Origin of the sequence: Nocardiopsis terrae, from assembly GCF_014651695.1 — a bacterium.
In the GTDB taxonomy this organism is placed as follows: domain Bacteria; phylum Actinomycetota; class Actinomycetes; order Streptosporangiales; family Streptosporangiaceae; genus Nocardiopsis; species Nocardiopsis terrae.
In genome coordinates this window covers 487,680-501,485 of sequence record NZ_BMXJ01000006.1, presented here as the reverse complement: position 1 = coordinate 501,485, position 13,806 = coordinate 487,680, and the positions used below count along the sequence as shown (strand labels likewise).

13 protein-coding genes are annotated in these 13,806 nt (G+C 69.9%); 6 read left to right on the top strand and 7 right to left on the bottom strand.

Annotated elements, in window-relative coordinates; genetic code table 11:
• The first annotated feature begins 9 nt into the window (after window positions 1-9).
• The 5 genes from IE195_RS19410 to IE195_RS19390 all read left to right on the top strand — a co-directional run bounded on the left by IE195_RS19410 (window position 10) and on the right by IE195_RS19390 (window position 5,715).
• The gene (locus IE195_RS19410) at window positions 10-291 is read left to right on the top strand and encodes a hypothetical protein (protein ID WP_191273478.1); all 282 of its coding nucleotides are present in this window, start codon (window positions 10-12) and stop codon (window positions 289-291) included.
• On the top strand, window positions 288-1,682 hold the full coding sequence (locus IE195_RS19405; RefSeq protein WP_191273476.1) for an NYN domain-containing protein: 1,395 nt from the start codon (window positions 288-290) through the stop codon (window positions 1,680-1,682). Before IE195_RS19410 ends, IE195_RS19405 begins: the two co-directional genes overlap by 4 nt.
• Window positions 1,683-2,064: 382 nt before the next feature.
• On the top strand, window positions 2,065-3,057 hold the full coding sequence (locus IE195_RS19400; protein ID WP_191273474.1) for a C40 family peptidase: 993 nt from the start codon (window positions 2,065-2,067) through the stop codon (window positions 3,055-3,057).
• 344 nt (window positions 3,058-3,401) lie between these two features.
• Window positions 3,402-4,424, top strand: a complete 1,023-nt coding sequence (locus tag IE195_RS19395; protein WP_191273472.1) for a C40 family peptidase — start codon at window positions 3,402-3,404, stop codon at window positions 4,422-4,424.
• 145 nt (window positions 4,425-4,569) lie between these two features.
• Window positions 4,570-5,715 (top strand): glycosyltransferase family 4 protein, encoded by a 1,146-nt coding sequence (locus tag IE195_RS19390; RefSeq protein WP_191273470.1) that lies wholly within the window; start codon window positions 4,570-4,572, stop codon window positions 5,713-5,715.
• Here the strand turns inward: IE195_RS19390 and IE195_RS19385 are convergent.
• The 4 genes from IE195_RS19385 to ctaC all read right to left on the bottom strand — a co-directional run bounded on the left by IE195_RS19385 (window position 5,712) and on the right by ctaC (window position 10,309).
• Window positions 5,712-7,019 carry a L,D-transpeptidase gene (locus IE195_RS19385; protein ID WP_191273468.1) on the bottom strand — a complete coding sequence of 436 codons (1,308 nt, stop codon included), beginning with the start codon at window positions 7,017-7,019 and terminating at the stop codon, window positions 5,712-5,714. The two genes, IE195_RS19390 and IE195_RS19385, sit on opposite strands and share 4 nt — an antisense overlap.
• 252 nt (window positions 7,020-7,271) lie before the next feature.
• Entirely contained in the window at window positions 7,272-7,697 is a 426-nt protein-coding gene (locus IE195_RS19380; RefSeq protein WP_191273466.1) for a cytochrome c oxidase subunit 4, read from the bottom strand.
• Window positions 7,694-9,364: an aa3-type cytochrome oxidase subunit I gene (gene ctaD, locus IE195_RS19375; protein WP_191273464.1), complete on the bottom strand. Its 1,671-nt coding sequence runs from the start codon at window positions 9,362-9,364 to the stop codon at window positions 7,694-7,696. The genes IE195_RS19380 and ctaD overlap by 4 nt, the downstream gene beginning before the upstream one ends.
• Window positions 9,365-10,309 (bottom strand): aa3-type cytochrome oxidase subunit II, encoded by a 945-nt coding sequence (gene ctaC, locus IE195_RS19370; RefSeq protein ID WP_444544295.1) that lies wholly within the window; start codon window positions 10,307-10,309, stop codon window positions 9,365-9,367. It abuts the gene before it with no gap.
• Window positions 10,310-10,710: 401 nt separating this feature from the next.
• Here ctaC and IE195_RS19365 point away from each other — a divergent pair, with 401 nt between their 5' ends.
• Window positions 10,711-10,959, top strand: a complete 249-nt coding sequence (locus IE195_RS19365; RefSeq protein WP_191273460.1) for a sulfurtransferase TusA family protein — start codon at window positions 10,711-10,713, stop codon at window positions 10,957-10,959.
• Window positions 10,960-11,198: 239 nt separating this feature from the next.
• Here IE195_RS19365 and rpsD read toward each other — a convergent pair whose 3' ends face one another.
• The 3 genes from rpsD to IE195_RS19350 all read right to left on the bottom strand — a co-directional run bounded on the left by rpsD (window position 11,199) and on the right by IE195_RS19350 (window position 13,657).
• Window positions 11,199-11,810: a 30S ribosomal protein S4 gene (gene rpsD / locus IE195_RS19360; protein WP_191273457.1), complete on the bottom strand. Its 612-nt coding sequence runs from the start codon at window positions 11,808-11,810 to the stop codon at window positions 11,199-11,201.
• Between the two features lie 282 nt (window positions 11,811-12,092).
• The gene (locus IE195_RS19355; RefSeq protein WP_191273455.1) at window positions 12,093-13,064 is read right to left on the bottom strand and encodes a carbohydrate kinase family protein; all 972 of its coding nucleotides are present in this window, start codon (window positions 13,062-13,064) and stop codon (window positions 12,093-12,095) included.
• A 242-nt stretch (window positions 13,065-13,306) separates the two neighbouring features.
• Window positions 13,307-13,657: a HesB/IscA family protein gene (locus tag IE195_RS19350; RefSeq protein ID WP_191273453.1), complete on the bottom strand. Its 351-nt coding sequence runs from the start codon at window positions 13,655-13,657 to the stop codon at window positions 13,307-13,309.
• Between the last annotated feature and the right edge of the window lie 149 nt (window positions 13,658-13,806).

Below are 13,806 nucleotides of genomic sequence, written 5' to 3'. Positions count from 1 at the left end.
GGAGGAACCGTGGGGATCGCGATGCCGGGTGACAGTGAGCGTTGGCGATGCACCGGGTGCGGTAATCTCACGCGGTTCGACGTGACCCGGACCGTGCGCTCCCAGGACTTCGTGCACCAGGAGTTGTCCGGTGCCGGCCAGGTCGAGGAGCGCACCGTGCTCTCCGAAACGGTCGAACGGGTCAGGTGCCGGTGGTGCGGCGCCACCGACAGCGTGGAGATCGTCCCCCGTCCCGACGCCGACAGCCCGGTCTCCGGCTCCTCGTCGGAGAGCCCGACGGGTCGGTCATGAGCGCCCGCCCGGACGCGGGCGGCGAGGCCGACGGCACCGACCCGGACGACGGAAACGGCACGGCCGGGACCGCGGAGGGTGAGGACGGCGGGGAGCTGCTCCGGCGTCCCCTGCCCGAGGCGGTGCGGGCCCGGGTGGTCGAGTACGGCTCGGACGTGCTCGGCGGAATGCGTCCGGCCGACCTTCCCCCACTGCTGCGCAGGGTCGCCAGGTTCGAACCGCGCCGCCGGGCCAGACTGGCCGGTCCGCAGATCGCCGCCCAGTTGGAGAACGACGCCGGTTTCCGGGGGATGGTCGCCGCCCGGGTGGAGCAGGTGTGGCCCGAACTCGCCGAGGGTATGCGCGCCGGGGTGGTCCCGCCCGCTGCCGACCCGGTGGCGGTGGCCGCCAGCGCCTACCTGCTGCGGCCCCGGGGCTGGCCCGGGATCATCGAGGACGTCCACGCCGAGCTGGACCGGCAGACCAGCGCCAAGGAGGTGGACGAGGCCGCGGAGGCCCTCGAGGACGTCCGCAGACGCCTGGAGGAGACCCAGCGCGGGCACCAGGCGGAGCTGGAGCGGCTCCGCGGTCAGATCGGCGACCAGCGCGCGGAGATCGCCGAGTTGCGCCGCAAGGTGCACACCGAGCGGCAGCGCGCGAGGAGGGCCACCGCCGAGGCGGACCGGGCCCTGGCCGAGACCGCCGACCGGCGCCACGAGAACGAGAGCCAGGTCAGCGCGCTGGAGGTGGAGAACCGCCGACTGCGGTCCCGGCTCGCTGACGCCGAGGCCCAGGTGGAGAACGCCCGCCGGGCGGTGCGCACCGGCCGCAACGCCGACGAGGCGCGCCTGCGCGTGCTGTTGGACGTCCTGGTGGACGCCTCGCACGGTCTGCGGCGCGAACTGGCGCTGCCCACCGCACTGGACAGCCCGGCCGACCTGCTCGCCGAGGCGCAGGAGGAGCAGCGCCGGGTGTCGCTGGGCGGTCTGCCCGACGACGACCCGGGGCTGCTGGAGCACCTGCTGACGGTCCCCCGGGTGCACCTGCTGGTCGACGGCTACAACGTCACCAAGACCGGGTACGGGACCCTGCCGCTGGCCGACCAGCGCAACCGGCTGCTCACCTCGTTGGAGGGGCTCGCCAGCCGCACCAAGGCGGAGATCACGTGCGTGTTCGACGGGGCGGACGTGGAGGCCCCTCCGGTGGCGCCCAGCCGCCGGGTCCGCCTGCTGTTCAGCGCCCCCGGTGAGACCGCGGACGAGCTGATCGTCCGCCTCGTACGGGCCGAACCCCCCGGTCGGCCGATCGCCGTGGTGACCTCCGACAAGGAGATCGTGACGGCGGTACGGCGGGTGGGTGCGCGCGCGGTGCCCTCCCCGATCTTCCTGCGCCGCCTGGACTCGCACGGTTGACCCGGGTTCCCGCCGCCGGGGCGCCCGTAACCGGACCGGGCCCGGGAGCGGGCGCCCCCGACTGAGAGCGAACCCACCTGCGGGCGCCCACCGGCCCCGGCACACCCCCGTTCCACTGCCGAAACGCCCGGTCCGGGGCGGCTGGGGCCGCCGTTACGGGCGAAGTCCGTTCCGCGTCGTGGTTGAGAGGCGCAGGCCGGTCCGCTAGGTTCTTCCCGGAGCGTGAGTGCTTCGTCGGATAGAAGGCCGCCCCTGTGCCCTCTCCTCACCGACGGCAGGCCCGCACACTCACACGAGGCCCGTGCCCGCATACGGGACCCCCGACCCTCCGTCTCCCGAATACCCCATGCGGACTTCCCAATTCCAAGGAGCGTGGACCGCCATGAAGAACCCCGGTGGTCGGCGTACGGCTCGCCGAATCGCTACGACCGGTCTCGGCGTGGTCGCCGCCGGTACCTTCATCGCCCCTGGTGTCGCACACGCGGAGCCGACCCAGGACGAGGTCGAGGACCGCATCGAGGAGCTGAACCAGGAGGCCTCCACCGCGGTCGAGGAGTACAACCAGGCCGAGGAGGACTACGACGCCGCCAAGGCCGCCTTCGACGAACTCGACGAGCAGGTCGGCGACGAGCAGGAGCGCTACGACGAGCTGCGGGAGCAGGTCCAGCAGTTCGCCAACGCCACCTACCAGGGCGGCGACCTCAGCTCCACCGCCAACGTGCTGACCTCCGACGGCCCCGAGACGCTGCTCGAGCAGAACGCCGACCTGAACTACCTGTCGGAGAACCAGCAGAGCCAGCTCGACGACTTCGGCGAGTCCTCCGAGCGCCTGTTCGCGCTCAAGGACGAGGCGGAGAAGGCCCTGGAGGACGCGGAGGAGTCCAGGGACGAGGCCGAGGACGCCAAGGACGAGGTCGAGGAGGCCATCGAGGAGCAGCAGGAGCTGCTGGCCCAGTTCCCCGACTCCGACCCCTCGGCGGAGGGCGCCGACGACAGCGCCGGCCAGACCCACACCGGTAGCGGCAACGCCTCGGCCGCCCTGGACTTCGCCTACTCCAAGGTGGGCCTGCCCTACGTGTGGGGCGGCACCGGCCCCAACGGCTACGACTGCTCCGGCCTGGTCCAGGCCTCCTGGCGCGCCGCCGGCGTCGACCTGCCGCGCACCACCTACGCGCAGGCCGACGTGGGCACGCGGATCAACGACTACGGCTCGCTCCAGCCGGGCGACATCATGTTCTTCTCGGGCATGGGCCACAACGGCCTCTACGCCGGCAACGGCCAGATGGTGCACGCCCCGAGCAGCGGCCGCAACCTCGAGGTCGTCGACCTGGCCGCCTACTGGGCCGGCCAGTTCGAGTTCGCGGTGCGCGTTTAGGCCGTAGGGCCACCCGTCCGTGAGGCCGCCGTCCCGCTCCGGGGCGGCGGCCTCACGCGTGCGGGGCCGGGGCCCGGAGCGCGTGCCGGTCCGAGGAATCGGATTTCGGACAGTCCGCGTCTTACGCTGGAACGTCACGAAACAGTTGAGAGCGTCCCAAGAGATGCACTAGTGTTCATCGCCGAGCGTGGTTGCTCCTCTTCACCACCCCCCGGTGGTGACAGCCGCGACCGGGTCGGGCACACCCCCACACCGTTTCGGCCATCCACTCCGGCCCCAGGACCCCACCCGGTGCAGTCCCTTGTTCCCGTAGGTCTGGGACAAGGGGAGAAAGGTGTTTCCCTGTGTCTGCATCCCGTGGCGACCGCCGGCGCCAGACCGCGGTCATCGCCTCCTTCGCCCTCGGAGCCCTCCTCCTCCCCGCCGCCGTGGCCCACGCCGAGCCGACGGCCGACGAGGTCCGCGAGGAGATCGAGAGCCTCGAGGAGGAGTTCATCGAACTCAACGCGACCTACAACGAGGCCAAGGAGACCTACGAAGCCGCCGAGGAGAAGCTGGAGGGCATCCTCGGGGACATCGAGACCGCCGAGGAACGGGTCGAGGAACTCAGCGGTGGTGTGCGCACCCTGGCCAACACCGCCTACACCGGTGTGGACCTGACCTCCCCCACGCAGTTGATCGGCGCCACCGGCCCCGAGGAGGCCCTGGAGCACCAGGCCGACCTGGCCTACCTCTCGGAACAGCACCAGGAGAGCCTCTCCCAGTACGTGGAGGAGCTGGAGCACCTGGAGAGCCTGCGCACCGAGGCGGAGGAGACCGAGTCATCGGCCGCGGAGGCCCTGGAGGAGGCGGAGACCGCCACCGAGGAATCCGAGGATGCCATCTCCGAGCAGGAGGCGATCCTCGCCGACCTGACCGCCGAGGAACAGGCGGCGGCCACCGAGAACGTCAGTACCGACAGCGGCGGTGGCGGCGGTGGCGGAGGAGCCACCTACACCGGCCCGGCCTCGGGCAACGCCCAGACCGTGCTGAACTTCGCCTACGCCCAGGTCGGCAAGCCCTACGTCTGGGGCGGCACCGGCCCCGGCGGCTACGACTGCTCCGGCCTCACCCAGGCCGCCTGGGCCCAGGTCGGCGTGAACCTGCCGCGCACCACCTACGACCAGGTCAACGCGGGCCAGCGGGTGTCCTGGGAGAACAAGCAGCCCGGTGACCTGCTCTTCTTCTACGGTTCCAGCCCGAGCCACGTGGGCCTGTACGCGGGCGACGGCGTGATGGTCCACGCCTCCACGTCCTCACGCCCGATCGGCACGGTCCAGCTGAGCGACTACTACCGCTCCAACTTCGTCGCCGCCGTGCGCCCCTAGGCCCGCGCCCCCTCTCCCGGTGATCTTGCTACCAGGGGCGATTTCGGCGCCGAACTTGCCCCTGGTAGCAAGATCGCCGGGCACCTGTCCCGGCCCGCCCGCGCCGCTCCCGGACGTCCGCGCCCCAGGGCCCTAGAATCCTGGGGTGTCACGAACCCTCATCATCACCAACGACTTCCCTCCGCGCGCGGGCGGCATCGAGTCCTTCGTGCACGAGCTGGCCCGGCGCCGCCCCGAGGGGTCGGTCCTGGTCTACTGCTCCTCCCCCGACGACGCGGACCGGACCGCCGACCCGCACTTCGACCTGCGCCAGCCGTTCCCCGTCGTACGGGACGCGGCCAGGGTGCTGCTGCCCACGCCCAGGGTGGCCCGCAGGGCCCGGGCCATCGCCGAAATGGAGGGGTGCGACTCGGTGCTCTACGGGGCCGCCGCCCCCCTGGGCCTGCTCGCCGCCGGCCTGCGTCCGCTGGTACGGCGCCAGGTGGCGCTCACCCACGGACACGAGACCGGTTGGACGGTGGTTCCCGGGGGGAGTTCGGTGCTCAGACGCATCGGGCAGACCGTCGACACCGTCACCTACCTGGGCGAGTACACCCGGCGGCGGCTGACCCGCTCGCTCTCCCCCGCGGCCGCGTCCAGGATGCGGCGCCTGGCCCCCGGTGTGGACACCGAACGCTTCCGTCCCGGGGTCGGCGGGGACGAGGTCCGCCAGCGCCTCGGCCTGGGCAGGCGGCCCGTGGTCGTGTGCGTGTCCCGCATGGTGCCCCGCAAGGGCCAGGACACCCTGATCCGGGCCTGGCCCCGGGTCCTGGCCGAGGTCCCGGACGCCGTCCTGTTGTTCGTCGGCGACGGTCCCTACGCCCCCCGGCTCCGCTCGGCGGCACGGGGCACGGACTCCGTACGGTTCACCGGCCCGGTCCCCGCCGACGAGCTGCCCGCGCACTACGACGCGGGCGACGTCTTCGCGATGCCCTGCCGGACCAGGTGGGACGGCCTGGACGTCGAGGGCCTGGGCATGGTCTACCTGGAGGCCTCCGCCACCGGGCTCCCGGTGGTCGCCGGGGCCTCGGGGGGCGCCCCGGACGCCGTGCTGGAGGACTGGACGGGGCACGTGGTCGACGGTTCGGTTCCCGGGCCGACCGCCCGCGCGCTCATCCGGCTCCTGAAGGACCCCGACCGCGCCGCCCAGATGGGCGTACACGGCCGGGAGTGGGTGTCCGGGGAATGGACCTGGGACCGCACCCTCGAACGCCTCGACGGCCTTCTGGAGGGCCCGGGGGCGGCACCCTAGAGTCCTTCCCCGTGCACGGAGCCGGGGGTGCCGGAACCGTCGGTGCTCTGGGGTCGGCCGGTCGCGCTGTGGGAGAGCCACTCCTCCCAGGAGCGCTGGTAGTAGCCCCAGCCGTTGTCCCACTCCAGCTGCCGGTCGGTCCCGGTGGTCTCCAGGACGTCCCCCATCAGCGACTGGTCGTGGAACCAGCGGGCGTCCTCCACTGCCATGTTGGTGCAGCCGTTGGAGGTGTTGGCGCTGCCGATCCTGCCGTTCCAGGGGGCGGCGTGGGTGAACTCGCCGCTGTTGGACGTGCGGACCGCCCAGTCCACGTCCAACCGGTAGTAGCCGGGCGAGCCCTCGGGGATGCCCACGGTCGCGGAGTCCATGACCAGTGTCCGGTACTTCTCCATGGTCAGGTGGATCCCGGAGGTGGTGGTGTTGAACCGCTCCCGGGCCGCACCGTTGCTGACCGGGATGGTGCGGACGTTCTCGCCGTCGATCGCCACGTTCATCTCGTGGTCGGGCACGTGCATGGTGGAGACCAGTTCACGGCCGACCTCGAACTCGATCCGGTGGTCCTCGACGCCGTAGACGCCGTCCGCGGCCTCGACTCCGGACAGGCGCAGGTCGACGACGACCTCCTGGTAGGGGTCCCAGTACTCCTTCGGCCGGAAGACGGCCGTCTCGTCGGTGATCCAGTTCCAGGCGCCCTCGGTCTCCTGTTCGGCCGTGACCTCGATGGAGTTCTCCACCTGTTCCCTGTGCGTGACGGGCAGGTCGAAGGTGACGATGACCGGCATGCCCACCCCGACGACGTCACCGCTGTTGGGAAAGTTGGCGGCCAGTTCGAGGCGCTGTCCGGGCGTGGCCTCCAGGGTGGTGAACTCCGAGACGACCTCGGTCTCCTCACCCGAAGCGTCCGCGGCGGTGGCGGTGACGGTGACCGCGGCCCCGGGGCGCAGGTTCCAGTCGCTCACCCAGGTGTCGCCGCCCTCGTTGAGGGTGCCGGTGACCTCGAAGGCGCTCCCGCCCTCCTCCGGGTCCTCGGAACCGCCCGAGGCGATCTCGTCCGGGGTGGCCTGTTCGATCCGGACGTCGGTGACGGTTCCGTCCGCGGCCGTCACCCGGACCGGGCTGTTGGGCGGAACCGCGGTGGCGCCGGGCGCGGGGGTGATCTCCACCTCCGGCCCCGTGGAGCCCTCCCCCGGGACCGCGGTGCCCTCGGGTTCGGGCCCGCCCGGGGAGGTACAGGCCGCCGTGAGGAACACGAGAGCGGCGGCGGCCGTCACGGCCGGTCGCGGATGGGAGATTCGTCGCTTCACACCAAGGACCTCCAGCGTCTGTCTCGACGGGCCCGGGCGTGTGCGGAGCGGGTGCGCGCCGGTGTGACGCCGTCAGGGCCTGAATGCACCGCGGCCCGTGGGAAGGGGCCGCGAGGGGTCACCGGAAAAGAGCACCCCGGTGCCCGGGGGTCGTCCTGGGACGACCGTCCGGCCACCGGGGCGGTGACTCTTGCATCCTACCCTGCGTAGCCAGCCCCTCTCAAAGGGTGATCGCCACGCGGGGTGCGCACGTCAGTGCTGGAACTCCTTGCGGTAGTACTCGAAGATCCAGCCGATCGCGGTGAGGATGATGGCGAAGAAGCCGGTGATGACCATCCACCAACCGATCGCGACGCCGACCGCCGTGAAGGCGACCGCCAGCGCGACGAACATCGGCCACCAGCTGTGCGGGCTGAAGAAACCGTACTCGCCGGAGTTCTCGGCGATCTCACCGTCGAGGCGCTCCTCGGGCGGGAGCCCGTGGAAGTGCTCGCTGCGGCGGGCCGCCTGCCAGAGCCAGAAACCGACCATCCAGCCGAAGCCGATGGCCACGACCAGGGCGGTGGTACCCGCCCACTCGATCTGGCCGGTGTCCTGGATGGACCAGTAGACGTACAGGGCAGCAGCAAGACCGAAGAAGGTCGAGATGCCCATGAACAGATAGGCCTGCATCTTCATGGCATGCTCACCCTGTTCCTCTCGGGATCGGTCGCACCTGGGGCCGCGGCGTGCGGGTGGTTGAGGTCGAAGGCCGGACGCTCGGACCGGATCCGCGGCAGCGACGTGAAGTTGTGCCGCGGCGGCGGGCAGGAGGTCGCCCACTCCAGGGAGCAGCCGTAGCCCCACGGGTCGTCCACGGTGACCAGCGGCGCCCTCTTCGCGGTGATGTACACGTTCCAGAAGAAGATGAGCGTGGAGGCCGCGAGCACGAACGAGGACACCGAGGAGATCTGGTTCAGCTCGGTGAACCCGTCACCGGGCAGGTAGTCCGCGTAACGGCGCGGGAAGCCCATGGCGCCCAGCCAGTGCTGCACCAGGAAGGTGCCGTGGAAGCCCAGGAACAGCAGCCAGAAGTGGAACTTGCCCAGCTTCTCGTTGAGCATCCTGCCGGTGAACTTGGGCCACCAGAAGTAGAAGCCCGCGAACATCGCGAAGACCACGGTGCCGAAGACCACGTAGTGGAAGTGCGCCACCACGAAGTAGGAGTCGGTGACGTGGAAGTCGATGGGCGGGGAGGCCAGCAGCACACCGGTCAGGCCACCGAAGAGGAAGGTGACCAGGAAGCCGACCGTGAAGAGCATCGGCGTCTCGAAGGTGAGCTGGCCGCGCCACATCGTCCCGATCCAGTTGAAGAACTTCACACCGGTCGGAACCGCGATGAGGAACGTCATGAACGAGAAGAACGGCAGCAGCACGGCGCCGGTCGGGAACATGTGGTGGGCCCACACGGTCACGGACAGGCCGGCGATGGCGATGGTGGCCGCCACCAGGCTCTTGTAGCCGAAGATCGGTTTACGGCTGAACACCGGGAGGATCTCGGTCGCGATACCGAAGAACGGCAGCGCGATGATGTAGACCTCCGGGTGCCCGAAGAACCAGAACAGGTGCTGCCAGAGGATGGCGCCGCCGTGTTCGGCGTTGAAGACCTGGGTACCGATCATCCGGTCCGCGCCCAGGGCGATCAGGGCCGCGGTCAGCACCGGGAACGCGATGAGCACCAGGACACTGGTGAGCAGGGTGTTCCAGGTGAAGATCGGCATCCGGAACATCGTCATGCCGGGCGCGCGCATGCACAGGCCGGTGGTGATGAAGTTGACCGCGCCCAGGATGGTGCCCAGACCGGAGACGGCCAGGCCCAGGATCCACAGGTCGCCGCCCAGGCCCGGAGAGCGGACCGCGTCGGACAGCGGCGTGTAGGCGAACCAGCCGAAGCTGGCCGCGCCGCCCGGGGTCAGGAACCCGCCGACGGCGATGAGGCTGCCGAACAGGTACAGGTAGTAGCCGAACAGGTTGATCCTGGGGAAGGCCACGTCCGGGGCGCCGATCTGCAGCGGCATGAGGATGTTCGAGAACCCGACGAACAGCGGGGTCGCGAACATCAGCAGCATGATCGTGCCGTGCATCGTGAACATCTGGTTGAACTGCTCGTTGGACATGACCTGCATGCCCGGCAGGAACAGCTCCAGACGCATCATGAGCGCCAGCACGCCGCCCAGGAGGAAGAAGGCGAAGGAGGTGATCAGGTACATGTACCCGATGACCTTGTGGTCGGTCGACGTCATCCAGTTGACGATGATCGACCCTTTGCGTGACGGTGTCTGCCCGTCATGGGGTTCGGTTGCCATTTACTCGTCATTCTCCTCGGACTCGGTCGCCTCGGCGCCCGTGCCCTCAGCGTCAGTGCCGTCGGCACCCGTGCCCTCGGCGAGGTCGGTCTCGGCGCCGGGGCCCTCGGCCTGCTCGGCCTCGGAGGCCTCGGCCTCCTGCTCGGCGGCCCAGGCGTCGTACTCGTCCTGCGGGAGAACCTCGACGTTGAAGAGCATGCGGGTGTGGTCCACACCGCACAGCTCGGCGCAGCGTCCGACGTAGTCACCCGCGGTGCCCTCGTTGATGTTCGCCTGGAAGGCGTTGTCACGGCCCGGGACGACGTCCATCTTGAAGCCGAACGCCGGAATCCAGAACGAGTGGATGACGTCGGGCGAGTGGAGGTCGAAGTGGACGACGGCGTCCTCGGGAAGCACCAGGGTGGTCTGGGTGTCGCGGTTGGCGGTGCCGTCCGGGTTGGGGACACCGGTCTCGGAGAAGAGCACCTCCCCGCCGTTCTCCTTGGTGTCGTCCATGTAGTTGAACTGCCAGGCCCATTGGAAGGCCACGACCTCTACATGGACGTCCGCGGGCTCTTCGGTGTCGAGCAGGTAGGCCTGGTCTCGCGCGGTGAAGAAGAAGAGCACCGAGATGATGACGATCGGCAGGACGGTGTACAGCGCTTCGATGGGCATGTTGTACCGCACCTGCGGCGGCAGCTGCTCAGAGCGCTTGCGGTGGAAGAGGATCGTCCAGATGAACAGTCCCCACACGAGAATGCCGACCGCGAAAGCCGCCAACCACGAGCCCTGCCAGAGCGAGAGAACACGCTCGGCCTGCTCGGTGATCGGCTCCGGCATGCCCAAACGAGTGAGCTCGTTCGACGCGCAGCCGGTCGCGGCCAGCCCCAGCACGGCGAGCGCGGCGCCGCGTGGTGCCCATCGGCGCAGAGTTGAGCGCCGATTTTCTTGGCGGGTCGGACTCACGGATTGCCTTCCCAGCGGTGAAGCCCGTGGATCCTCCACGGGCGGCCTAAGTATCCAAAGCTTGTCAGGGGGAAACATTATCGCGAACCACCCAGCGTGCTGTTCATGGGCTTGCCTGGTCAGCGTGTTGCCAGACACGCCCCCCAGAACGCCCGGTGGTCTCGCGGAGCCGGGCCAGGTCGCCCCCGAGGGACTTCCTCCCGGCTGGCTACGAGGCGCGGCCCGGCGTTCCCCCGAGCCCTCGACCGCGATCGTGTACATCGCCGCCCGCGGCGGTGGTGTACGCGTTCACGGCGCGAGACTAAGGCGAGCGTATCGCTGGGTTTACGACACCCTTAACCGGGTGCGCCTTTTCGCGCGGCCCGGATCAAGATTGGGCCACAGGACGACAACCGAAAGGGGTGGACGTGCACGAACGACCGCGGCCTCTGGTCACCGTGGAGGCGCTGGGCCGCAAGTGCCCGATCCCGATCATCATGCTCGCCGCCCGACTGCACGAAGTGCCCATCGGAGCGGTCATCGCGGTCACCGCGGACGATCCCGCAGCGAGCGCGGACATACCGGCCTGGTGCCGGATGAAGATGCACGAGTTCGTCGTCGAGCAGCCGTTGGCGCGGGGTAGCGCGTTTCACATCCGCCGGATGTACTGACCGCCCGGTGAGGGCCCGGTAACGGCACCGGGATCGGATCGCAGGTTCCGGTTCCGTTGCGATAACGATTCGCGCCAGCCCGTTTTCCGGAGGCGGCACGGCGCGTCCGCGCTCCCGTCCGGCGCGCGGGGAGGGCGCCGGGCAAGGCGAAGGCCGCGCGGACACGTGGTCCGCGCGGCCTTACCCGCGTGTGCGGGGCCGCCCTTGGAGGAGGACGGAACCGCGACTCCGGGGGCTGCTTAGCGAGCGTAGAACTCGACGACGAGCTGCTCGTCGAAGGGAACCGGGATCTGCTCACGCTTGGGGCGGTCGATGACCGCGATGCGCAGGTCCTTGTGGCTCACGGCGAGGAAGCCGGCGATCTTGTCGTCGGCGTGGATGCCCTCGGCGGCCTCCACGAACGGGACCATCGAGCGGGACTTCTCCCGAACGCTGATGATCTGGCCAGGCTTGACCTGGTACGACGGGATGTCGACCTTCTTGCCGTCCACGGTGATGTGGCCGTGGTTGATGAACTGGCGCGCGGCGTAGACCGACGCGGCCAGACCGGCGCGCAGGACGACCGTGGCCAGACGCAGCTCCAGCTCGGCGAGCATCTCCTCACCGGTACGGCCGGAACGCTTCTTGGAGTTCTCGTAGATCCTGAGAAGCTGCTTCTCGGTCAGGTCGTAGTACCAGCGCACCTTCTGCTTCTCCGCCTGACGGACGGCGAAGTCGGAGCTGTTGCGACGGACGCGGCGGCCGTGCTCGCCGGGCGGGTACGGGCGCTTCTCGAAGTAGCTGACCGCCTTACGGGTCAGCGGGGTGCCGGCGCGCCGGGACAACCGCACCTTCGGTCCGGTGTAGCGCATGCAAAGTCCTTTCAGGGTGAATCAGGGAATCCCAGGTAAGGCTGGCCTAGATCTGGGAGGCGCTCCTGGCGCCCGAGCCCCGGTTCCCGCGGTGCGGGTCGGAAGCGGGTTCCCCACCGCCGCGCGTGACCCGGCGCGAACGGCTTGGGCGAATGACCCGGCACGCGTTTCAACGCACCGGGGGAGCACGGGGGTCCCGTGCGGGTCACGACCATCCACTTTACGGGCTTGCGGGCACCACCCCGACCAGAACGCGCGTTTTCCGGCCGCAGGCGGCGCGGTTCACACGAAGGGGCGGACCTCCGCGGCGGCCCCGGCGCCGTAGGAGCGCTCCAGGCGCTCCAGCAGGGAGGCGCCGGTGAGCACGTACTCCTGCGGGCCGTCGGCCTCCAGGCAGTGGACGGCGGTGGCGTTGCCGACCTGGGCGGCGCGCTCCAGGGACAGGCCCCAGGAGTGGGCCGCCAGGAACCCGGCGCGGAAGGCGTCGCCCATACCGGTGGGGTCGACGAGCTGGTCGACGGCGGCGGAGGGCACGTGGATGCTCGGTTCGCCCTGCCGGTCGATACGGGCGCCCTTGGCGCCGAGCGTGGTGACGCGGGTGCCGACCTTGGCGAGGATCTCGGCGTCGGACCAGCCGGTCTTCTGCTCGGCCAGGGCCTTCTCGTACTCGTTGGTGAACAGGAACGCTGCGCCCTCGATGAGCGTGCGCACCTGCGGCCCCTCCATCCGGGCGAGCTGCTGCGAGGGGTCCGCGGCGAAGAGGATGGAGCGGGTACGGCACTCCTCGCTGTGGCGGACCATGGCCGCCGGGTCGTCGGCGCCGATGAGGACGAGGTCGAGTCCGCCGACGCGGTCGGCGATCGGCTGGAGCTCGATGTTGCGGGCCTCGGCCATGGCACCGGCGTAGAAGGAGGCGATCTGGTTCTGGTCCTTGTCCGTGGTGCAGACGAACCGGGCGGTGTGCCGCAGCTCGGAGATGTGCACCGCGGAGGTGTCGACCCCGTGGCGGTCGAGCCAGGAGCGGTACTCCTCGAAGTCGGCTCCGGCGGCTCCGACCAGAACCGGGTTGAGGCCGAACCCGCCCATGCCGAAACAGATGTTGGCCGCGACGCCGCCGCGGCGCACGTCCAGCTCGTCGATGAGGAAGGAGAGGGACAACTGCTGGATCTGCTCGGGGATGATCTGCTCGGCGAACCGACCCTCGAAGGTCATCAGGTGGTCGGTGGCGATGGATCCGGCAACCGCGATACGCACGGGACGTGGGCTCCTTGGTAGGGAAGGTTTCGCTCGGGGACGAGCTGAGCGAGCTGGTTCGGGCACGCCGGGAGCGGCCCGTTCGGACCTGCACAGGGTATCCAGACCAACACGCCTTCAGGCGGGTGGGCACGACAAGGGGGAGGGCGGACGCTCGAACGCGTCCGACCTCCCCCGGCACCGTCCCCAGCCCCGCTGGGTCCGGTCACGCCCCACGGATGCGCCGGGGCGCCCGGATGCTCCTAGTTGAAGGAGTCACCGCAGGCGCAGGAGCCGGTGGCGTTGGGGTTGTCGATGGTGAACCCCTGCTTCTCGATCGTGTCCACGAAGTCGATGGTCGCGCCGATGAGGTAGGCGGAGCTGCGGCGGTCGGTGACGACCTCGACGCCGTCGAAGTCGGCGATGACGTCACCGTCCAGGTCGCGCTCGTCGAAGTAGAGCTGGTAACGCAGCCCCGAGCAACCACCGGGCTGGACGCCCACACGCAGGCGCAGGTCGTCCCGGCCCTCCTGGTCAAGGAGCGCCCGAACCTTGTCGGCCGCGCCGTCGGTGAGGATGACTCCCTGCGTGGTGGCCTCGCTCTGAACCGTCATGTTGTAAAGCTCCTCTTGAAAGGGGTTGCGGCCGTCTGGCGACCCCGGTCGCTTACCGGATCGGCCCGCCTGGGCGGGTCCAGTCCTCTTCAACGGGTCCCAACGCCGGGAGCCCGTGTGGCATTCCGCCGTGTGGCCGCTGTGTTCGC

Coding starts and splice junctions, on each gene's coding strand:
- rpsD (WP_191273457.1), bottom strand. CDS start 11,810: ATGCGCTACACCGGACCGAAGGTGCGGTTGTCCCGGCGCGCCGGCACC.
- IE195_RS19405 (WP_191273476.1), top strand. CDS start 288: ATGAGCGCCCGCCCGGACGCGGGCGGCGAGGCCGACGGCACCGACCCG.
- IE195_RS19400 (WP_191273474.1), top strand. CDS start 2,065: ATGAAGAACCCCGGTGGTCGGCGTACGGCTCGCCGAATCGCTACGACC.
- IE195_RS19350 (WP_191273453.1), bottom strand. CDS start 13,657: ATGACGGTTCAGAGCGAGGCCACCACGCAGGGAGTCATCCTCACCGAC.
- ctaD (WP_191273464.1), bottom strand. CDS start 9,364: ATGGCAACCGAACCCCATGACGGGCAGACACCGTCACGCAAAGGGTCG.
- IE195_RS19380 (WP_191273466.1), bottom strand. CDS start 7,697: ATGAAGATGCAGGCCTATCTGTTCATGGGCATCTCGACCTTCTTCGGT.